Origin of the sequence: Bradyrhizobium sp. CCBAU 45321, from assembly GCF_028128975.1 — a bacterium.
GTDB classification, from domain to species: Bacteria; Pseudomonadota; Alphaproteobacteria; order Rhizobiales; family Xanthobacteraceae; genus Bradyrhizobium; species Bradyrhizobium yuanmingense.
The window spans coordinates 251253-272261 of the sequence record NZ_LFKZ01000124.1 but is presented as its reverse complement, the minus strand read 5'-3'; the positions used below and the strand labels follow the sequence as shown (position 1 = coordinate 272261).

19 protein-coding genes and 1 other RNA gene are annotated in these 21009 nt (G+C 65.9%); 13 read left to right on the top strand and 7 right to left on the bottom strand.

Features of this window, described 5'->3' with window-relative positions; all coding sequences use genetic code 11:
• Window positions 1–60 precede the first annotated feature (60 nt).
• Complete coding sequence (locus ACM43_RS21495; RefSeq protein WP_271542713.1) at window positions 61–240, bottom strand: hypothetical protein; 180 nt, start codon at window positions 238–240, stop codon at window positions 61–63.
• A 95-nt stretch (window positions 241–335) separates the two neighbouring features.
• Here ACM43_RS21495 and ACM43_RS21490 point away from each other — a divergent pair, with 95 nt between their 5' ends.
• Window positions 336–1538 (top strand): extensin family protein, encoded by a 1203-nt coding sequence (locus ACM43_RS21490; RefSeq protein ID WP_271542711.1) that lies wholly within the window; start codon window positions 336–338, stop codon window positions 1536–1538.
• Between the two features lie 134 nt (window positions 1539–1672).
• Complete coding sequence (locus ACM43_RS21485; RefSeq protein ID WP_271542709.1) at window positions 1673–2260, top strand: histidine phosphatase family protein; 588 nt, start codon at window positions 1673–1675, stop codon at window positions 2258–2260.
• An 18-nt stretch (window positions 2261–2278) separates the two neighbouring features.
• Here the strand turns inward: ACM43_RS21485 and ACM43_RS21480 are convergent, their stop codons facing one another.
• Window positions 2279–2620 carry a DUF6665 family protein gene (locus ACM43_RS21480; protein WP_271542707.1) on the bottom strand — a complete coding sequence of 114 codons (342 nt, stop codon included), beginning with the start codon at window positions 2618–2620 and terminating at the stop codon, window positions 2279–2281.
• Window positions 2621–2661: 41 nt separating this feature from the next.
• Complete coding sequence (locus ACM43_RS21475) at window positions 2662–3297, bottom strand: TetR/AcrR family transcriptional regulator (RefSeq protein ID WP_271542705.1); 636 nt, start codon at window positions 3295–3297, stop codon at window positions 2662–2664.
• Between the two features lie 191 nt (window positions 3298–3488).
• Between ACM43_RS21475 and ACM43_RS21470 the strand changes: the two genes are divergently transcribed.
• From ACM43_RS21470 to ACM43_RS21455, 4 genes are all read left to right on the top strand, one after another.
• A complete protein-coding gene (locus ACM43_RS21470; protein ID WP_271542703.1) occupies window positions 3489–4802 on the top strand; it encodes an HlyD family secretion protein in 1314 nt (437 codons plus the stop codon).
• A 202-nt stretch (window positions 4803–5004) separates the two neighbouring features.
• Window positions 5005–6591, top strand: a complete 1587-nt coding sequence (locus tag ACM43_RS21465; protein ID WP_157287782.1) for a DHA2 family efflux MFS transporter permease subunit — start codon at window positions 5005–5007, stop codon at window positions 6589–6591.
• Window positions 6592–6940: 349 nt separating this feature from the next.
• Window positions 6941–8740: an ABC transporter ATP-binding protein gene (locus tag ACM43_RS21460; protein ID WP_271542701.1), complete on the top strand. Its 1800-nt coding sequence runs from the start codon at window positions 6941–6943 to the stop codon at window positions 8738–8740.
• 51 nt (window positions 8741–8791) lie between these two features.
• Window positions 8792–10198: an MATE family efflux transporter gene (locus ACM43_RS21455; protein ID WP_271542699.1), complete on the top strand. Its 1407-nt coding sequence runs from the start codon at window positions 8792–8794 to the stop codon at window positions 10196–10198.
• Window positions 10199–10263: 65 nt separating this feature from the next.
• On the opposite strand, the gene ACM43_RS21450 is transcribed toward ACM43_RS21455, so the two are convergent.
• Together ACM43_RS21450 and ACM43_RS21445 are read right to left on the bottom strand one after the other, a co-directional pair.
• A complete protein-coding gene (locus ACM43_RS21450) occupies window positions 10264–11007 on the bottom strand; it encodes a sulfite exporter TauE/SafE family protein (protein WP_271542697.1) in 744 nt (247 codons plus the stop codon).
• Window positions 11008–11320: 313 nt separating this feature from the next.
• Entirely contained in the window at window positions 11321–12691 is a 1371-nt protein-coding gene (locus ACM43_RS21445; protein WP_271542696.1) for an aminotransferase-like domain-containing protein, read from the bottom strand.
• Window positions 12692–12736: 45 nt separating this feature from the next.
• Between ACM43_RS21445 and ACM43_RS21440 the strand changes: the two genes are divergently transcribed.
• Both ACM43_RS21440 and ACM43_RS21435 read left to right on the top strand, forming a co-directional pair.
• Complete coding sequence (locus ACM43_RS21440; RefSeq protein ID WP_271542694.1) at window positions 12737–13153, top strand: DUF983 domain-containing protein; 417 nt, start codon at window positions 12737–12739, stop codon at window positions 13151–13153.
• A 68-nt stretch (window positions 13154–13221) separates the two neighbouring features.
• On the top strand, window positions 13222–13935 hold the full coding sequence (locus tag ACM43_RS21435; RefSeq protein WP_271542692.1) for an alpha/beta fold hydrolase: 714 nt from the start codon (window positions 13222–13224) through the stop codon (window positions 13933–13935).
• Window positions 13936–14112: 177 nt separating this feature from the next.
• Here the strand turns inward: ACM43_RS21435 and rnpB are convergent.
• Window positions 14113–14543, bottom strand: an RNA gene (gene rnpB, locus ACM43_RS21430) — RNase P RNA component class A.
• Between the two features lie 149 nt (window positions 14544–14692).
• On the opposite strand from rnpB, the gene ACM43_RS21425 reads away from it, so the two are divergent.
• Both ACM43_RS21425 and ACM43_RS21420 read left to right on the top strand, forming a co-directional pair.
• On the top strand, window positions 14693–15046 hold the full coding sequence (locus tag ACM43_RS21425) for a YciI family protein (RefSeq protein WP_157286942.1): 354 nt from the start codon (window positions 14693–14695) through the stop codon (window positions 15044–15046).
• A 138-nt stretch (window positions 15047–15184) separates the two neighbouring features.
• Window positions 15185–16414 (top strand): RNA polymerase sigma factor, encoded by a 1230-nt coding sequence (locus ACM43_RS21420; protein ID WP_271542690.1) that lies wholly within the window; start codon window positions 15185–15187, stop codon window positions 16412–16414.
• A gap of 122 nt (window positions 16415–16536) precedes the next feature.
• Here ACM43_RS21420 and ACM43_RS21415 read toward each other — a convergent pair whose 3' ends face one another.
• Entirely contained in the window at window positions 16537–17397 is an 861-nt protein-coding gene (locus tag ACM43_RS21415) for an N-acetylmuramoyl-L-alanine amidase (protein ID WP_225136852.1), read from the bottom strand.
• A gap of 440 nt (window positions 17398–17837) precedes the next feature.
• On the opposite strand from ACM43_RS21415, the gene rsmH reads away from it, so the two are divergent.
• The 3 genes from rsmH to ACM43_RS21400 are packed head-to-tail and all read left to right on the top strand — an operon-like array spanning window position 17838 to window position 20986.
• Window positions 17838–18827, top strand: coding sequence for a 16S rRNA (cytosine(1402)-N(4))-methyltransferase RsmH (rsmH, locus tag ACM43_RS21410; protein ID WP_271542687.1), 990 nt, complete (start codon window positions 17838–17840; stop codon window positions 18825–18827).
• A gap of 3 nt (window positions 18828–18830) precedes the next feature.
• The gene (ftsL, locus tag ACM43_RS21405) at window positions 18831–19223 is read left to right on the top strand and encodes a cell division protein FtsL (protein WP_128263717.1); all 393 of its coding nucleotides are present in this window, start codon (window positions 18831–18833) and stop codon (window positions 19221–19223) included.
• Complete coding sequence (locus ACM43_RS21400; protein WP_271542685.1) at window positions 19220–20986, top strand: peptidoglycan D,D-transpeptidase FtsI family protein; 1767 nt, start codon at window positions 19220–19222, stop codon at window positions 20984–20986. Before ftsL ends, ACM43_RS21400 begins: the two co-directional genes overlap by 4 nt.
• Window positions 20987–21009 lie beyond the last annotated feature (23 nt).

The following is a 21009-nucleotide window of genomic DNA, read 5'->3' as shown; positions in this document are numbered from 1 at the left end:
CGCAGCGACCCTCCCCCTCCAGGGGAGGGTAAGCAGCCGCGTTGTGTCGATCGATGCCGTCTAAATCATCCCGAGCACGATGGCGCCGACGAAGGCCATGGCGAGGTAGGCGGTGATAACGCTCAATCTGCCGGCGAACGTCATGAGGTCGCTCCCTCCGTGCGCGTTGCTTGGCGCGCAGCTCTTATGGTTAACAGAAAGTCTCTTTCTGAAAAAGTCAGGCTCGCTGTCGCTCGTCATCGGCAGCAACCGGCGCCGCCGCGCCTGGTATGGTTAAAGAACACTGAAATCAACACGTTGAAGAGTCTTTAAGTAAATTCACCGAACGTGCGTTCATGACGCGCGGAGTTCGTTTGTATCTCGTCGGCTCCATCGTCCTTGTTTCGCTAGCGGGTTGCGGTCGCGGCTTCTTCCAGGCCGAACGCGAACCGTGGCGGGCCGAGGCAGAAGCCGCATGCCTGAAATCGGGCGCAGTCAAGGAAAGTGCGGACATCGTCCGCATCGACCCGATCTCCGGCCCTGGCAGCTGCGGCGCCGAGTTTCCGCTCAAGGTCGCCGCCCTCGGCGAAGCCTCCGGCACCTATGGCTTTGCCGACGAGGCGCTGCGCCCGCCCGGCAGCATCGGCAACCAGCCACGTTGGCCGGTGCGGCCGCAGTCGAATGATCCGCAGAGCCGGGGATATCCGGCATCGTCCTATCCGCAGCGCTCGAACTATCCCGAGAGCGCGGTGCGCCAGCCCGCCGGCTACGGCACCTCGTCCGGGCCGATGTCGCTCAACGCTCCCGGCGTGGCCGCGCAGGAGGACGAGATCGATCTGCCGCCGGAGGGTACCGATGCCTCGGGGGCGGCGCGCTACATGAACGCACCGAGCTATCCGGCTCGTCCGGCGCCTTACTCGCAGGCGCCGGCCCAGCAGCCGCTGCCGCGTCTTGGTCCTGCGCAGGGCAATCCCGTCACGACTATCGGTCCGGTCGCGATCAAGCCGACAGCGACGCTCGCCTGTCCGATCGTGTCCGAGCTCGACCGCTGGCTCGCCGACACGGTGCAGCCTTCGGCGATGCGCTGGTTCGGCGTGCGCGTCGCCGAGATCAAGCAGATCTCCGCCTATTCCTGCCGGGGCATGAACGGCAATCCGCACTCCCGTATCTCCGAGCACGCCTTCGGCAATGCGCTCGACATTTCGGCCTTCGTGCTCGCCGACGGCCGCCGCATCACCATCAAGGACGGCTGGCGCGGCATGCCGGAAGAGCAGGGCTTCCTGCGCGACGTGCAGGCTGGGGCCTGCGCGCACTTCACGACCGTGCTGGCGCCGGGCTCCAACGTCTTTCATTACGATCACATCCATGTCGATCTGATGCGCCGCGCCAGCCGCCGCCTGATCTGTCAGCCCGCCGCGGTGTCGGGCGAAGAGGTCGCCTCGCGCGCGCAATCGCGCAGACCCTATGCGAGCGGGCGTGAGCCGTCGGTGACCGGTTCGCTCGGTGCTCGCAAGAGCACGATGCACAAGCGGGAAGACGACGAGTACATCGACGAATAGGCATGACCTTGCGGAAGTCATCTCCCGCCGTCATTGCGAGCGGAGCGAAGCAATCCAGACTATCACCGCAGCGGCAGTCTGGATTGCTTCGTCGCAAGGGCTCCTCGCAATGACGAGGAGAGACCGGATTCACTATGACCGCTGGCATCGTCCGCTATCTCACCCACCCGCAGGTGCAAATCGATCCCGATGTGCCGGTGCCGCAATGGGGCCTGAGCCCGGTGGGTCGCGCGCGCACCGAAGCTTTGGCGAATGCAGGCTGGCTCGCAAGCACGACGCAGATCGTCTCCAGCGGCGAGCGGAAGGCGATCGAGACCGCCGAGATCATTGCCGCTCGGCTCGGACTCATGATTGAGATCCGCGAGGCCATGCACGAGAACGACCGTTCGGCGACCGGCTTCCTGAAGCCGGCCGAGTTCGAGCAAGTCGCCGACCAGTTCTTCGCCGCGCCTCATCTCAACGTGCGCGGCTGGGAGCGCGCTGCGGATGCACAGGCGCGGATCGTGCGCGAGGCCGAGGCGGTGCTGGCGCGACATCGTCCCGGCGACGTCCTGTTCGTCGGCCACGGCGCAGTCGGCACGCTGCTGTTCTGCCACATTGCGGGCCACCCCATCGCCCGCATCCACGATCAGCCCGCCGGCGGCGGCAACTGCTTTGCGTTCGCGCGGGAGGGGCGGCGCGTCCTGCACGGGTGGCGCGCAATGGAAGACATCGGAATTTGATCCCAGCGGAGCCGGAGTTCATCCGGCGGCCGGCTTCCGCGGCGCGGGTGCCAATCCCATGCAGCGCTGCACCTCACCCGGGACGTTGTAGGTGCGCATGATGTGGCGGCTGTCGCGCAAGCCGGACGCCTCGCGTTGCACCACGAACATCCAAAGCGCCTGGCCAGCTTCCAGCACCAGCTTGCGCCTGGCCGGTTGCATCGCTTCCCGCACATCGGTCGCTGCGTGGGCGGCGTCGAACTCGCGCAAGCGCGACAGGCTCTGTTCGAGGGCACGGCCCATCCGTCCAAGCGCGGAAGCCTGTTCATGGACGATCTCGTAGTGGAGGATGTCGACCGGCGGGCGAAGATCGCGAGACATGGCCGCAATATAACCGCCCGGCCCACAGGCGCAACGCGCGGCTACTTCGCCTTATACGCCGTCAGGAACATCCGCGTTGCGCTCTCGACCACCGCACTCATGCGCTGTTCCGACGGCGCGGGCGCCGCCTGGAACACGAAGGGCAGGAACAGCGAGGCCTTGCTGAGCTCCATGAACTGCGAGGCGGCGAGATCGCAATCGTCGATCGCGAGATCGCCCGAGGCGACGCGGGCCTTCAGATAAGCGGAGAGGCTTTTGATGCTCTTGTCCAGCACGCGCGCATAGTAACGGCGGCCGACATCCGGCATGCGCTCGGCGATCGCCATCACGGTGCGGATCGCCGATCCGCCACCGGGGCGGCAGACCAGGTGAAGATAGGCGAGGCCGAACTCCTTCAGCGTCGTCTCGGCCTCGCGCTCGGGATCGAAACTGAACACGACCTGGCCATGCTGGAGCGCCTCCTGTTCGACGATGGCTTCGAACAGCGCGAATTTGTCGGCGAAATAGACGTAGAGCGTGCCCTTGGAGACCTGCGCGGCGCGGGCGATCTCGCCCATGCTGGCGCCGTCGAAGCCAAGATCCATGAACACCTTGCGGGCACCGTCCAGAATCTGGCGGCGCTTGGAATTGTCCTCGTCCGGGACGACGTGCAATTGTTCGCCGGCAGCTACAACCATTGGTTTAGGGTCTCGGAAGCTTTTTGGTTCGGATCAGGGCCATGAAACGCCAACGAAGGCTTCGCGGCAGTAAGGTCTGCAGGACACGATCTCTATATTGACCGAACCGTTCGGTCAATGGTATTTGAGATCCAGCGAGGAGACCGCCCGCAGCAGCGGGCGCCCTCGGTTGCGTTTTTGGGGAGGCCTGGATGGCCGCATCGAGAGACCAGACGGCTCGCGTCCTTCGCCAGGAAGCGGTGGAGGACCAGGCGGGTGGTGATGCTCTCTCCGAGGCATCCGCACTCCCTGCCGAGCAGCTGCGCCCTCATGTCGCCGAGGAAGCGAAGCGTCCGACCCGCGAGGCGCCGGAGGGCCCGGTGACCGACAAGCCGCCGGCACCCGCGACGGAGGTGCCTGCCGCCGCTGCGCCCAAATCCGGCAAGCGCAAATTCGTCCTGACCGGCGTCGGCCTCGCGCTCGCGCTCGCCGTTGCGGGCTATGCCGGCTATTACACGCTGGTCGGCCGCTTCTACATCTCGACCGACGATGCCTATGTCCGCGCCAACAACACCATGCTCGGCGCGCGCGTTGCCGGCCATATCTCCGCGATCCTCGCCGGCGACAACACGCCCGTCCAGGCCGGCGACATCATCTTCCGCATCGACGACGGCGATTACAGAATTGCGGTCGAAGCCGCCGCGACCAAGATCGCGACCCAGCAGACCACCATCGATCGCATCGGCCGCCAGGTCGCCGCACTCGACAGCCAGGTCGCTCAGGCCAGGGCGCAGCTCGTCTCCGCGGAAGCGGGCCTCAAGCGCGCCGACCTCGATTACGAGCGCCAGCAGGCGCTGAGCAGCAAGGGCTTTGCCTCGCGCGCCACCTTCGAAAGCTCGGAGGCCGGACGCGACCAGGGCGCCGCCGCGGTCAAGGCCGCACGCGCCGCCTATGAGGTTGCCGTCAGCAATGTCGACGTCGCCAAGGCGCAGCAAGCCGAAGCGCAAGCGCAGCTCGCCGAGCTCAAGACCACGCTCGCCAAGGCCGAGCGCGACCTCAGCTTCACCGCGGTGCGTGCGCCGGTCAACGGCACGTTCTCGAACCGCCTGGTCAACACCGGCGACTTCGTCACGGTCGGCCAGCGCCTCGGCAACATCGTGCCGCTGGATGAGGTCTATATCGACGCGAATTTCAAGGAGACGCAGCTCAAGCGCATCCGTCCCGGCCAGCCGGTGACGATCAAGGTCGATGCCTATGGCATGCGCAAGTTCTCCGGCGTGGTCGACAGCATCGCGGCGGGCGCGGGCTCGGTGTTCACGCTGCTGCCGCCCGACAATGCCACCGGCAATTTCACCAAGATCGTGCAGCGCGTGCCGGTTCGCATCCGCGTGCCCAAATCAGTGGCGAAGCAGAACCTGCTCCGCGCCGGCATGTCGGTCTACGCCACCGTCGACACCAACAAGGGCGCCGCCGACGCCGACACCGAGGTCGACCTCGACCATCCCACCGCGGTCCATCCGCAGTAGGGACGATGACATGAGCCGCGCCGCTGCCCCGAATGCAGGTGCGCTCCCTCTCCCGCTTGCGGGAGAGGGCTGGGGAGAGGGTGTCTCCTCCAGGGAGACTCCCCAAGAGGAGAAAGCCCTCACCCGCCGCGCTCTTCGAGCGCGTCGACCTCTCCCGCAAGCGGGAGAGGTAAGAGCCCGCCGCTCCAGTCCGAACTGACACATGGCCACCGCCACCACCGCTTCACCTGCCATGATGGCGGATCCCGCTTCGGAGCGCATTGCGCCGAAGCGGCTGTTCGCGTTCATCATCATGGTGTTCGGGATGTTCATGTCGATCCTGGACATCCAGATCGTCTCGGCCTCCTTGAGCGAAATCCAGGCCGGGCTGTCGGCGAGCTCGAGCGAGGTGTCCTGGGTTCAGACCGCCTATCTCATCGCCGAGGTGATCGCGATCCCGCTGTCGGGCTTCCTGTCGCGCGCCTTCGGCACGCGGCTGCTGTTCGCGATCTCGGCGGCGGGCTTCACCGCCGCAAGCCTGCTTTGCGGCTTCGCCACGACGATCGAGGAGATGATCCTCTGGCGTGCGCTGCAGGGCTTTCTCGGCGCCGGCATGATCCCGACCGTGTTCGCTTCGGCCTACACCGTCTTTCCGCGCACGAAATTCCACATCGTCGGACCCATCATCGGCCTCGTCGCGACGCTGGCCCCGACCATCGGGCCGACGGTCGGCGGCTACATCACCGACCTGATGTCGTGGAACTGGCTGTTCTTCATCAACGTCGTGCCCGGCATCGGCATCACGTTGGGCGTGCTGGCGCTGGTCGATTTCGACGAGCCGCATTTCGAGCTGCTCGAGCGCTTCGACTGGTGGGGCCTATTGTTCATGGCCAGCTTCCTCGGCACGCTGGAATACGTGCTGGAGGAAGGATCGCAACATCAATGGATGCAGGACACGTCGGTCGCGATCTGCGCCTGGATCAGCGGTCTCTCGGCCATCGCCTTCTTCTGGCGCGTGTTCACGGCGGCCGAGCCGATCGTCAATCTGCGCACCTTCTCCGACCGCAATTTCGCCGTCGGATGTACGCTGCAATTCTGCATCGGCATCGGCCTCTACGGCCTGACATACATCTACCCGCGCTATCTCGCCGAAGTGCGCGGCTACAGCGCGCTGATGATCGGCGAGACCATGTTCGTCTCCGGCATCACCATGTTCCTGGTCGCGCCGCTGGTCGGCCGGCTCATGGCGAAGGTCGACATGCGCTACATGATCGCATTCGGCCTCATCGTGTTCGCGATCGGCTCCTACCAGATGACCTTTATCACGCGCGAATACGATTTCTACGAGCTGCTGGTGCCGCAGATCCTGCGCGGCATCGGCATGATGTTCGCGATGGTGCCGACCAACAACATCGCGCTCGGCACGCTCGCGCCCGAGAAGGTGAAGAACGCGAGCGGCCTGTTCAACCTGATGCGCAATCTCGGCGGTGCGGTCGGCCTCGCCGTCATCAACACCGTGCTCAACGAACGCACCGACCTGCACATCGTCCGCCTGCAGGAGCGGGTGACCTGGGGCAACGCGACTGCGACCGAAACCCTGACCATGTTGATGCAGAAGTTCCAGGGGCTCGGCGATTCCGCGCTGATGGCGATGAAGCAGCTCAGCCAGATCGTGCATCGCCAGGCCGTGGTGATGAGTTTCGGCGACGTCTTCCTCATGCTGGCGCTGTTCTATCTCGGTCTCAGCCTGCTGGTCGCGCTGCTGAACAAGCCGGCTTCGCCGTTCGGCGCCGGCGGCGACGCGCACTAATTTGCAACACTCGTGCGTGATCTCGCGCGAGGCCCGTTGCAATCGGCTGGCGACACATCTATAAAGCGCACCCATTCATTCGAACCGGGGAGAGATTTGCATGATTTCGTCGCAATCGCAGATCGTACGCCCGCGCTCGATGATGACCTCGATCACGTTCTGGCTCGGTATGTACGCGGCCTGTTAGAGGCCTCTTCCGCCAGCTTCGATTGGGCCAAGGTTTTGGCCAAGCGTCCCGATCGCTTCGTTTCCCAAGTCAAAATCAGTCTTACGTGACGCCGTCTCGGCCCTCGCGGCCGGCCTGCGTCCACCGATGGAGCCGGCCCGCGCGAAGCGGCCGGATGATGCCATGACCGCTCTGTCCAAGAAGCCTGCGGCGATTCGCGTCGTGCTTCCCTTCGTGTTCAAGCATTGGCTGAAGCAGCCGGGGCGCGGCCTCGTCGTGGCCGGCGGCCTGCTCGGCGCAACCGCCGCCGATTTGTTCATGCCGGTCTTCTCCGGCCACCTGATCGACGCGCTGACCCGAGGTCCGTCCGACCCCGATGCCCGGCACGCGGCGCTGGTCGCGTTCGGCACCATCGTGGCGCTGGGTGCGGCCTCGATGGTGCTGCGGCTCGCGGGATTGCAGGCGATCGTGCCGTTCACGCTGCAGATCATGTCCGAGGTCGCGCAGGAGGCGTTCACGCGCGTGCAGCGTCTCTCGACCGACTGGCACGCGAACTCCTTCGCCGGCTCCACGGTCCGCAAGATCACCCGCGGCATGTGGGCGCTCGACCTGCTCAACGACACGCTGCTGTTGGCGCTGCTGCCCTCGTTCGTCGTTCTGATCGGCTCGATGATTCTGCTCGGCCTGCACTGGACCTCGCTCGGCGCGGTGATCGCGCTCGGCGCGCTGGCCTATGTCACGATGACGGTGCTGTTCTCGACCCGCTACATCGCGCCGGCCGCGCGCGTCTCCAATGCCTGGGACACCAAGGTCGGCGGCACGCTGGCGGATGCGCTGACCTGCAACGCCGTGGTGAAATCCTTCGGTGCGGAGCTGCGCGAGGATGCGCGGCTCGCGCGCGTCATCAACCGCTGGCGCGTGCGGGTGCGGCGGACCTGGTTTCGCTACAACTACACCGCCATGGCGCAGCTGACGCTGCTGCTGGCCTTGCGCGCTTCGGTGATCGGCGGATCCGTGTGGCTGTGGGTCTCCGGCTACGCCTCTCCCGGCGACGTCACTTACGTGCTGACGAGTTACTACGTGATCCACGCCTATTTGCGCGACGTCGGCATGCACATCAACAACCTCCAGCGCTCGGTCAACGACATGGAGGAGCTGGTGGCGATCCACGACGAGCCGATCGGCATCGCCGATGCGGCCGATGCGCAGCCGATCGCGATCGAGGGCGGCGAGATCGTGTTCGACGACGTCACGTTCCAGTACGGCGGCCATCGCACGCCGCTCTACGACGGGTTGTCGCTGACGATCCGCGCCGGCGAACGGGTCGGCCTCGTCGGCCGCTCCGGCTCCGGCAAGACCACCTTCGTCAAGCTGGTGCAGCGGCTCTACGACGTCACCGGCGGCCGCGTGCTGATCGACGGTCAGGACATCGCGCTGGCCACGCAGCAATCGCTGCGCAGCCAGATCGCGATCGTGCAGCAGGAGCCGATCCTGTTTCACCGCACGCTCGCCGAGAACATCGCCTATGGCCGGCCCGGCGCCAGCTTGGAAGCGATCGAGCAAGCGGCGCGGCTTGCCAATGCGCACGACTTCATCCTGCGCCTGCCGAAGGGCTACGGCACCCTGGTCGGCGAGCGCGGCGTGAAATTGTCGGGCGGCGAGCGGCAGCGCGTGGCGCTGGCACGCGCCTTCCTGGCGGATGCGCCGGTGCTGATTCTGGACGAGGCGACCTCGAGCCTGGATTCGGAATCCGAGGCGCTGATCCAGGAGGCGATGGAGCGGTTGATGCAGGGCCGCACCTCGATCGTGATCGCGCACCGGCTGTCGACGGTGAAGAGCCTCGATCGCATCCTGGTGTTCGATCGCGGCGAGATCGTCGAGCAGGGCACGCACGCGGTGCTCGCGCGCAAGCCGGACGGCATCTATCGCAGCCTGTTCGAGCGCCAGGTGGTGGAGCTCGGACAGATCGCAGCAGCGGAATGACGCGCGTGGCCGGCGGACGAATGCCGGCGCGCCGCGTGAGGATCGAATGACATGAAAGACCTGACGCACGGCTCCATCGCAAGTCACATCCTGAGCATGGCGCCTCCGATCATGGCCGGCATGATCTCGATCATGATCTGCCAGCTGGTCGATTTGTATTTCGTGTCTAGCCTCGGCGATGCCGCGGTTGCCGGCGTCGCCGCGGCCGGCAATGCCGGCTTTCTCGTCAACGCTTTGATGCAGGTGCTCGGCGTCGGGACAGTGGCGCTGATTGCGCATGCGGTGGGACGCAAGGACCGGCGGGACGCCAATCTGATCTTCAACCAGGCGGTCGTGCTGTCGGTGCTGGCGGGCGTCTCGACCCTCGTGATTGGTGCGGCGCTGTCGCGCCCCTACATGCGCTCGGTCGCGGCCGACCAGGCCACGGTCGAGGCGGGGAGCACCTATCTGTTGTGGTTCATGCCGGCGCTCGCGCTGGAATTCGCCATGCAGGTGCTGGCTTCGGCGCTGCGCGCGACCGGCATCGTGCGCCCCGCAATGGTCGTGCGCGCGCTCGCGGTCGCGATCAACATCGCGCTGGCGCCGGTGTTGATCTCGGGCTGGGGCACGGGCCATGCGCTCGGCGTCGCCGGCGCGGGGCTGGCGAGCTCGATCGCGGTCGCCGTCGGCGTGCTGATGCTGCTGGCCCACTTCCTCAAGCGAGAGCGTTATGTCGCCTTTCATCCCGCGCAGTGGCGGCCGCGGCTTTCGCAGTGGAAGCGGATCCTCGGTGTCGGTCTGCCCGCAGGCGGCGAGTTCGTGATGGTCTTCATCATCATGGGGGTCGGCTTTTACGTGCTGGGCGTATTCGGCCCGGCGGCGCAGGCAGGATTTGGCATCGGAACGCGCCTTCTCGGCCTGATCCAGATGCCAGCGCTTGCCATCGCCCTTGCTGCAGGACCTATCGCCGGCCAGAATTTCGGTGCGGGCAACGGCGCGCGCGTGCGGGAGACCTTCGTCAAGGCGGCGCTGATCGCGACCGCCGTAATGATTGTTTTCCTGGTACTCGTGCAACTCATGCCGGGTCTGTTGCTTGCGGGCTTCTCGCAGGACCAGGAGACGATGGCGGTTGCATCGCTTTTTCTGCGCATCGTCTCGCTCAATATGGTGGTGCAGGGGCTGATCTTCACCTGCTCGAGCATGTTTCAGGGGCTTGGCAACACCAAGCCGGTGCTGTGGACCTCGGCAGTGCGGGTGATTACCTACTCGCTGCCGTCGATCTGGCTCTCGACCTGGCCGGGCTTCCGGATGGAGCATGTCTGGTATTTGTCGCTTGCGACGGTCGCACTCCAGGCCGTCCTGAGCGTGTGGCTGTTGCGACGCGAGTTCGAAAAGCGCCTTACATTGCCACCTCAGGGGAGGGCCCCGGAGCAAGAGCGCCCCGAACCCGCTGCACCTCTCGTCCGCGAGCCTGCATAGAGACAGCTTGGTTATCCCCCCGGCGCCGGCCGGGGGCATGACGCACGCCGCGAAGAGGCGCGGAGCTAAAGCGCGCCGATGCTGTTCCAGACGAGCGTCAGGCCCGACAGGAACAACAGGCCGAGCACGACATCGCCGAAATGCTTGTCGTTCAGCGCATGGTAGACGCGCGCGCCGGCCCAGGCGCCGACCAGCGTGCCCGGAAACGCGACGGCCGCGAGCCAGACCACCTTGAGGGCGACGAGACCTGATGCCGTTTGCAACACCAGCGCGGTGGCGAGCACTGTGAAGTTAAAGAGTTGGAAGATGCCGCGCCGCTCGTGCTTGTTCCAGCCGCGGATGTTGGCCCAAAGGATCGGCAGCGGGCCGGACAATCCGGCAAGTCCGCCCAGAATGCCGCCGGCAAAGCCGATCGCACCGTCTGCGACCCGGCCGCCGATTTTGATCGCGAACGGCCTCTTGTTCAGATACAGCGCGCTCGAAAAGATCAGGATCAGCACGCCGACGCTCAGCCTGAACACCTCCGGGTCCGCGGAGGCGACCATCATGGTCCCGAGCGGCACGCCAATCAGTCCACCGATCAGGAACGGCCAGACCAGCGAGAGATCGAAATTCTTCCACATCGAGGGCAGCGTCGAGGTCTGCGCGATGACCGAGCAGATCAGCACCAGGGGCACCGCGAGCGAGGGCGGCAGCACGTAGAGCCAGATGCCGAGCGCCATCAGCGCCGTGCCGAAACCGGCCAGTCCCGAGACGAAGCCGCCGGCGAGCGCGCCGAGCAGCAGCAGGACGTAGGTGAGCGTTTCCAACAGATTGTCCTTGTCGCAAGGGGCGACCCTGAACGGTTGATCGCACGGCTCGCATAACATGCCTGCCGGCATCGAGGTCAATCCATGCCGCATGCAAGCGTGATCTGCGGGCGCTTCACCGTCGGTGATCTAAAGTGCGATGAATGTAGCCCGATTGCTACGAGGGAGGTGCGCTCCCTCGCCCGCTTGCGGGAGAGGGTTGGGGAGAGGGTGTCTCCACAACGGGACAATCCCCCAGAGGAGAAAGCCCTCACCCGCGCCTTCGGCGCGACCTCTCCCGCAAGCGGGAGAGGTGAAGGAAGCCATTTCCGCACTAGACGATCTGCCTCGTGTCGGCAGGCTTCTGCAGCGCGCCGACCAGGATACGCAGCGCGTCCGTCAATTCCGATCTGTTCCGGGCCGCGCCGAGCGAGACGCGTGCCGCATGCGGCGGCGCCCCGTCGACGGTGAAGGCATCGCCGGCGACGACGGCAAGCCCGTTCCGCAGCAGATGTGCCGCGACGTCGGGGCGTCCTTCCGGCAGCCGCAACCAGAGATGATGCGCAGCGGGCCTGGCGAGGAACTGAAAGCCTTTCAGTGCGCGTTGCGCGAGCTGCTGGCGTCCGACCGCCTCGTTGCGGATGGCGCTGACGATGCGGTCGGCGATGCCGTTTTCGATCCAATGCGTTACCAGCGCGACCATCAGAGGCGCCGGCATTTGCACGGTTGCCTGCAGGGAGGTGCGCATGTCCCGCTGCGCGCCGCCGTCGGGTGTCACCAGATAGGCAACGCGCAGCGCCGGCGCGATGCATTTTGACAGCGTGGTCGCAAGATAAGTCCGCTCCGGAATGAGGTTCGCGACGGGCGAGGCCGAGCGGTCGAGCAGCCCGTAGGCATCGTCCTCGATCAGGATGGTGCCGGCATCGCGGATGATCTTCGCAATAGTGCCGCGCCGCTCGGCGGAAAGCGTCGCCGTGGTCGGATTGTGCAGCGTCGGAATGAGATAGACGGCTTTCGGAGTATGCGCGCGGCACGCCTTTGCCAGCGCATCCGGCAGGATGCCGTCCTCATCCATGGGGACACCGACGAGCGTGACGCCGAGCAGTGCCGCGGCGGCCTTGATGCCGGGGAAGGTGAGCGCTTCGGTCAGCACGGTGTCGCCGGGGCGCGCAAGATGGCCGAGCAGGTTGAAGAGGATCGTCTGGGCGCCGGGAAAGATCACCAGCCTGTCGGCCTGCGCATGCGGAACGCGGGCGCGCATCCAGCGCGCCGCGACCTCGCGCTCATGCGCGCTGCCGCCGGGCGGCTGATAGTTCAGATACGCCGTCAGGCCCGATTGCGCGCGCAGGGCCTCCAGTCCGGCAATGATGCGCTCGTCGAGCTGCGCCTCCAGCGGGTGCGGCGGCACGTTCATCGACAGGTCGATCGCGACCGGGTGCGGCAGGTCGACCGCGCGCCGCGCGCTGGTCTCCGACACGAACGAGCCCTGTCCGACCCGGGCTTCCATGATGCCGCGGCGCCGCGCCTCGGTGTAGGCGCGCGTCACCGTGGTGAGGTCGATGCCGAGGGCCTTTGCTAGGGCGCGCTGCGTCGGCAGCTGTTGACCGCGCACCAGCCTGCCGGCGGCAATGTCCGCCTCCATGGCCTCGACGATGCGCTGGTAGCGCGGGCCCGAAAGCTCCGAGATTGTAGGGATCCATTCCATGCAATTTAGGCCCATAACCTTTGAATGTATGGATACAAGATAGTATTGTATGGATCATCGAAAAGGAAGAGGTGTGGTCATGTCTATCTCTCCGGCGACGGTCTCTCTGGCCAAGGCCGCTTCCTGAAAGTGGCGGAGGCTTGCGACCATTGCGGCGAGGAGCTGTTCCACCAGCGCGCCGACGACTTTCCCGCCTATCTCGTGATGGTGGTGGTCGGCCATCTCGTGGTCCCGGCGATCCTCGCGGTCGAGACCGCCTACGCCCCGCCGGAATGGCTGCAACTCGCGGTGTGGCTGCCGGTGACGCTGTTGGCCTCGCTCGCGCTGCTGCAACCGACCAAGGGCGCCATCGTCGGCCTGCAATGGCAGCTCGGCATGCATGGTTTCGAGGCGGGCAAGTTGCGGCGTAACGCCGGCGAGCTTGCGCCGGTGCTGGTGAAGGCAGACACGCGCGCCGCCTGAGGCGGCGTTTACATCGCGCGGCATGCCGCTACACTCCATCATATCAAGCAAGAATGATGGAAACCCCGATGGCCCCGCGCGCGAAGACCTTCCTGCTCTGTCACGGCGCGTGGTCCGGCGGATGGGCGTGGAAGAAGATGCACCCGCTGATGGCGCAGGCCGGCCACCGCCTGGTGGCGCCGACCTACACCGGGCTCGGCGACCGCGCGCATCTGGCCAATCCGTCGCTCGATCTCGACACGCACATCCAGGACATCCTCAACGTCATCGCCTTCGAGGACCTCAGCGACATCGTGCTGCTCGGGCACAGCTATGGCGGCATGGTTGCGACCGGCGTCGCCGACCGCGCGCGCGAGCGCGTAACGCAGCTGATCTATCTCGACGCCTTCGTGCCGCGTGACGGCCAGTCGCTGTTCGACCTCAACGAGGGCGGGCGCGTGCCGATGCGCAAGGCAGTCAGCTCGGGCGACGGCTATCGCATCCCGCCGAACCCGCCGCCGCCGGACACCTCGCCGGCCGATCTCGACTGGCTCAACGCGCGCCGCGTCCCGATGCCGATCAAGTGCTTCGAGACGCGCCTGAGGCTCGAACACGGCGAGCCGGAGATGCCGCGCAGCTACATCTACTGCACACGCCTTCCGCCCGGCGATGTGTTCGGGCAGTTTGCCCAGCGCACGAAGAGCGAGGAGGGCTGGCGCTATGTCGAACTCGACGCCAGCCACGCGCCGAATGTGACGGCGCCGGAGGTGTTGATGAAAGTGTTGAGCGAGATCGTGGCGTAGTTCGTCATTCCGGGGCTCGCGAAGCGAGAACCCGGAATCCATTCATCCACCGACACTGCCGCGCGATGGATTCCGGGTTCGTGCTGCGCACGCCCCGGAATGACACTGGTTGAATGTTTGCGCGCTCGTACAATTGGTGAGGGGTCCGATGCGCTAGCATCGAACCCCTCGTTGCAAGATATCAGCCGGCCTGTAAGCCGGGTTCTGTAGGGCACCGTCCGCTTGCGCGAACGATACGTGACGGCCATTCCTCTGGGACCATGTTTGCACACGGCCTCGAGCAACCTACCCGGACGGCGGGCCTGACATCGCCCCGCGGCGTTATCGCTTTCGCGAACAGCCCGCTTAAGCCGTCCCTATTCGGTTTTGCTCCCGGTGGGGTTTGCCATGCCGGCTCCGTTGCCGGACCCGCGGTGCGCTCTTACCGCACCTTTTCACCCTTGCCGCGCCGAAGCCCCGGAGGGCGAAGGCGGGCGGTTCGTTCTCTGTGGCACTTTCCCTGGGGTCACCCCCGCCGGACGTTATCCGGCACCGCATGTCAAGGGAGCCCGGACTTTCCTCCCCGGCGGCCTTTCGGCACCTGCCGGAGCGGCCGTCCGGCCGACTGACGGCTTTAGGCATGGGCATTTGTGACGGTTTCGTCAAGCCGATATCGCGAGGCACGCTCGCCCAGAAATAATTTATCCTGAAGATGTCGTTTGGCGCGTGCCCCGTTCGACTGGATGTCGGCGATGGAGCCGAACACAGGAGTGAAGCAATGCAATATCTGCTGATGATCTACCAGAACGAGGTCGAGTACGCGAAGATCGACGCGGCGACCAGCCAGAAGATCCTGGCCGAGTATCAATCCTTCACGCAAGACATCATCCAGAACGGCAATTTCAAGGCCGGCGACCGCTTGCAGCCGACCACGACCGCGACAACGGTGCGCGTGCGCGACGGAAAGACGCTGACGACCGATGGTCCGTTCGCGGAAACGCGCGAGCAGCTCGGCGGCTATTACCTGATCGAAGCCAAGGATCTCAACGCCGCCATCGAGATCGCGGCGCGGATTCCGAGCGCACGCATCGGCTCGATCGAGGTGCGGCCGATCTGGGTCTACGACAAGTGACGGCTCTCACCTTCGTCATTTCCGGGATGCGCCGCAAAGGCGCAGGCCCGGAATCCATATCCCCGAATCGTGGTTATGGATTCCGGGCCTGCGGCTTTGCCGCGCCCGGGAATGACGAGAGGGGAGTGATCGCGTGACATGACCCCGAGCGAGATCGGCAAAATCTTCCGCGACGAGGCGGGGCGGGCGCTGGCCACGCTGATCCGTCTCGTCGGCGATTTCGATCTCGCCGAGGACGCGCTTCAGGATGCTTTTGCGGTCGCGCTGGAACGCTGGGCGTGTGAGGTCCCCGACAATCCGCGCGCCTGGCTCGTCAACGTCGCCAAGCATAAGACGATCGATCGCATCCGCCGTCAGGCTGTGTTCCGCGGCAAGCAGCAGGCGCTGGTGCACGAGCTCGAGCTTAACGCGCTGGGCCCGGACGAGCCGACCGCAACGCTTGACGACGACATGCTGCGGCTGATCTTCACCTGCTGCCATCCCGCGTTCGCGCCCGAGGTGCAGGTCGCGCTGACGCTGCGCACCGTGTGCGGACTGTCGACGGCGCAGGTGGCACGCGCCTTCCTCGTCGGCGAGGAAGCGATGGCGCAGCGGCTCGTCCGTGCCAAGCAGAAGATCAGGCTTGCCGGCATCCCCTATGAGGTGCCGGAGCGCGAGATGCTGGCGCCGCGGCTCGATGGCGTGCTCGCCGTGATCTATCTCGTCTTCACCGAAGGCTATGTCGCGACCGAGGGCGCGGACCTGATGCGGCCCGATCTGGCGAGCGAGGCGATCCGGCTTGGCCGCCTGCTGAACCGGTTGATGCCCGACCGCGCCGGCATCAAGGGCCTGCTGGCCCTGATGCTGCTGCACGACGCGCGCCGCGCCGGGCGACAGACGCCGGCCGGCGACATCGTCCTGCTCGAAGAGCAGGACCGCTCGTTGTGGGATCGCGCGCAGATCGACGAGGGGCTACGGCTGGTGGAGCACGCGCTGCGCGTGCCGGGCCGGCCACAACCCTATGCGGTGCAGGCCGCGATCGCAGCGCTGCATGCGCGTGCGCCGAGCTTCGAGGAGACCGATTGGCCGCAGATTGCGGGGCTGTACGAGGTGCTGCTGCGCATCAATTCGTCGCCGGTGATCGAGCTCAATCACGCCGCGGCGCTGTCGATGGTCGATGGGCCGGCACGAGCGCTCGATCTCGTCGATGCGATCGCCGCGCGCGGCGGGCTTCGCGGCTATGAGCTGTTGCCCGCCGTGCGCGCGGATCTGTTGCGGCGGCTCGGCAGGACGGAGGAGGCGCGCGAGGCCTATCGTGCAGCGACGGCGGCGACACAGCTCGCGCCGTTGCGAAGGCTCTATGCGCGAAGAATGAGGGAGATGGATTGAGTTTCCGTCATGGCCGGGCTTGTCCCGGCCATCCACGTTCGCATGCGCGGAGGCAAGACGTGGATGCCCGGGACAAGCCCGGGCATGACGGAGCAAGAGGTCACATTCTCGGAAGACCTTTGCTATGTCGACGCCACCGGCGTTCCTTCCGCCGGCAGGCTCGCCAGCAGCGCTTGCAAGGTCGACAGCGTCGAATGATCGGCGACGCCGTCCAGCCGCGCCGGGCGGAAATGGCGCTGGAAGGCGGTGACGACTTCCATCGTCGCAGCGTCGTACTTGCCGTTCAGGGGCACGCCATAGCCGTACCTTGCCAGCGCCTGCTGCATGCTCAGCACCGCGTCACTGATGGTGCCGAGCATGAGAGTCTCGCCGCGGACGATCGGCGCAGGCGTCACCCAGTGGCCGACGCCGGAATTGGCCAGCGAATGCCACGGAAATTTCTCGCCGGGATCCTTCTTGCGGGCGGGCGCGACGTCGGAATGGCCGAGCACCCGGTGCGCCGGCACCTTGCGGCGGAGCATGATGCCGCGACACAGCGCGATCACGGCAGCGATCTGGCGCAGCGGATACTCCGGATAGCCCCAATCATGGCCGCGATTGATGATCTCGATGCCGATCGAGCAGGAGTTGATGTCGTCCTCGCCGGCCCAGGAGGAGACGCCGGCGTGCCAGGCACGCTTGGCCTCAGGCACGCATTGCACGATGCGGCCGTCCTCCAGCACGACATAATGCGCCGACACTTCGGTGCCGGCGGTGCAGAGGCGCGCCAGCGCGCCTTCGACATCGGGCATGCCGGTGTAGTGCAGCACGATCATGTCCGGCTGCCGTCCCTTGTTGCGCTCGCCATGGTTCGGGGAGGGGATGATGTCGGAGACGATCGAGGAATCGGGCTCGAAGGTGCGCAGGCCCGCCACGGTCTTGGGAACCGGGAGAACGCGGTGACGCTTCGAATCAGATCCAGGCGTGGACGAACCCGAGGGCATGAGCAGCTCAAATCGACGGAGAGTGGGGCAAGCCCTTCTCTTTACTATTCCTTTACCCTCCATCGCGCGCAATCGCGCGGCGCGGTTAACGGATTCATTTTGGCAATGTGTGTGGATGACGCATCACCCCATCGTCACCTTTTCCACTTGTCTCGAACCGAGCAACGCTTTCTTAACGCTAAGGGCCGTTACTGAGGGATGAAGAGCCGACCCGCGTCCGGAGGCGGCCAAAGCGTATTTTGGCTCGAAATCCCATGGCTGCCCGACAAATTCCGCTGGGAACACTGGGTTTGTGGCCAGGGACGATCGGGCTCGGTAACCATGCTGGACGGGGGCTTTGTCGTGGAACCGCCGCGACGCGCAATGATTCGAGGCGTTATGGGCTTGTTCGGCCTCGATTCCGCTCGGGTATTTCGGCCGGCGGCCGGCAGGCGTCGCCCATGAGCTCGACTCCGCATATCCCCGTTCTGGGCCGTGAGGCCATCGCGCATCTCGCTCCGCGCGAGGGCGGCGTCTATGTCGATGCCACCTTTGGGGCCGGCGGCTATAGCCGCGCGATCCTGGACGTGCCGGGAACCCGACTGATTGCCATCGATCGCGATCGCACCGCCATTGCCGGCGGTGCCGAGCTGGTCGAACGCGCCGCCGGCCGGCTGACGCTGGTCGAGGACCGCTTCTCCAATCTCGCCGAGGTCTGCGCCGCGCATGGCGTCGATGGCGTCGACGGTGTCGTGATGGATGTCGGGGTATCCTCGATGCAGCTCGACCAGGCCGGCCGCGGCTTCTCCTTCCGCCTCGACGGTCCGCTCGACATGCGGATGGGCCAGACAGGCCCGACCGCGGCCGACGTCGTCGCGCGCGCCTCGGAAGGCGATCTCGCCGACATCATCTATCTCTTCGGCGAGGAGCGGCATTCGCGCCGCATCGCCCGTGCCATCGTGGCGGACCGGGAGGAGACCCCGTTCACGACCACGCGCGCGCTCGCCGATCTCGTCGGCAGGGTGGTGCGATCGAAGCCCGGCGACATTCATCCGGCGACGCGGACGTTCCAGGCGCTGCGCATCTTCGTCAACGAAGAGCTCGAGGAACTCCAGACCGCGCTCGCTGCGGCCGAGCGCGTGCTCAAGCCCGGCGGCCGCCTCGTCGTCGTCTCTTTCCATTCGCTGGAAGACCGTATCGTCAAGAATTTCCTCGCCGAGCGTTCCAAGACCGGCGGCGGCTCGCGGCATCTGCCGGAAGTCGCCCAGGTTGCGCCGAGCTTCCAGCTGCTGACGCGGCGGCCGGTCGTCGCCGGCGAGGACGAAGTTGCGCACAATCCGCGCGCGCGCTCGGCAAAGCTGCGCGCCGCCGAGCGCACCTCGGCGCCGGCGCATGAGACCGACGAGGCATCGTCCTGGCCGAAGCTCGCCGACGTGATGAGGGGCGGCTAGCGCATGCGCATCATCCACCTCCTCGTCATCGGTGCGCTGATCTTCGCAGCCGCCCATGTCTACCGGATCAAGATGGACTCCACGGCGCGCACCGAGAAGGTGCTGCGGCTGCGTGCGGAGATCCGCGAGCAGCGCGATGCGATCGCGGCGCTGCGCGCCGAATGGGCCAAGCTCGATGCGCCCCACCGCCTCCAAGGCCTGTCCGACCGGCATCTGCACCTCAAGCCCGTCAATGGCACGCAATATGATTTGCTGAAGAACCTGCCGGAGCGTCCGCCCCGGATGTTCAGGCCGGGCGAGCCCGATCCGATCGGGGCCATGCTCAAGACCATTGAAGCTGCGAGCGATCCCGACACGGTGACGGGCTCCGTGCCTCAGCCCGAGGACAAGCAATGAGCCCGGCAACGCCTGCAAAACCCATCGAAAAGCTGGCCGAAAAGTCGACTGAGCCTTGGCGGCGGCGGCTGATCCGAAGCCTGCTCTACGGGCGCAACGTCGATCGCGCCGCGAAGGCGCGCGCGCGTGTCGGCCTCGCCATGCTCGCCTTCGCTTCGGTCTATGCCCTGATCGGCGGGCGGCTCGTGATGTTCGCCATCGGCGCCGACGCCCACAGCGCGCGCCGCGCCGCAGCGCAAGAGGTGGTTGCGACCGCGCGGCCGGACATCGTCGATCGCAACGGCGCCATCCTTGCGACCGACGTCAAGGCGGCGAGCCTGTTCGGCGAGCCGCGCCGCATCATCGACAAGGACGAGGCGATCGAGCTCCTCACCGCGACCATTCCCGACCTCGACGAGGCCGAGGTACGCGAGCGCCTGAGGACACGCAAGGGCTTCGTCTGGCTCAAGCGCGAGGTCACGCCGGCGCAGCAGCAGGCCGTCCACAAGCTCGGCATTCCCGGCATCGGCTTCCTGCGCGAGAACAAGCGCGTCTATCCGACCGGCAACGAGGTCGCTCACCTCATCGGTCTCGTCAATATCGACAACCAGGGCATCGCCGGCCTCGAGAAGTGGCTCGACAATCAAGGGCTCGCCGACCTGCACCGCGCCGGCTTTGCCACCGACCGGTTGCAGAAGCCGATCGAGCTCGCGGTCGATCTGCGCGTCGAGCACGCGCTGCGCGACGAGCTGTTGAAGGCCAAGGACAAGTTCCGCGCCAAGGCCGCCTCCGGCATCGTCTCAAACGTCAAGACCGGCGAGATCGTGGCGATGGTCTCGCTGCCGGACTTCGATCCCAACAATCCGAAGGAAGCGCACGACCCCGACCGCATCAACCGCCTCACCACCGGCGTCTATGAGATGGGCTCGACCTTCAAGGCGTTCACGCTGGCGATGGGGCTCGATTCCGGCAAGATCAGTCTGAACTCGATGTGGGACGCGCGCGGAAACCTGCATTACGGCAAGTTCACGATCCACGACAGCCATCCGGTCGGGCGCTTCATCAACACCAAGGAAGTGTTCACCTATTCCTCCAACATCGGCGCGGCGCGGATTGCGCTCAACCAGGGGGTCGAGGCGCACAAGGCATTCCTCGCCAAGCTAGGCCAGACGACGCGGCTGCGCACCGAATTGCCGGAGAGCGCGGCGCCGCTGCTGCCGCGGCGCTGGAGCGAACTGAACACGGTCACCGCCGCGTTCGGCCAGGGCCTGTCGGTGGCGCCGCTGCAGGCGGTGATGGGCATCAACGCGCTGGTGAACGGCGGCTATCTGATTCCGCCGACATTCCTGAAGCGCAGCGAATCCGAAGCCCAGGCGATGGCCAAGCGCGTCATCAAGCCGGAGACCAGCGACAAGATGCGGTTCCTGATGCGGCTCAATGCCGAAGTCGGCTCGGCGAGAAAGGCGGACGTCAAGGGCTATTACGTCGGCGGCAAGACCGGCACGTCCGAGAAGGTCGTCAACGGCCGCTACGCCAAGAAGCGCGTGCTCAATTCCTTCACCGCCATCCTGCCCTGCGATGATCCCAAATATCACGTCCTGATCATGCTGGACGAGCCGCAGGCACTGCCCGAAACGCATGGTTTCATCACCTCGGGCTGGAACGCGGTGCCGACCGGCGGCAAGGTGATCGAGCGTATCGCGCCGCTTCTGGGGGTCGAGCCGCGGTTCGAGCTGCCGCCTGCAGAGCGCCTTATTCTTGCAGCATCCAGGACAACCCAGTAATCAACCGGGTGGGCCATCGCCGC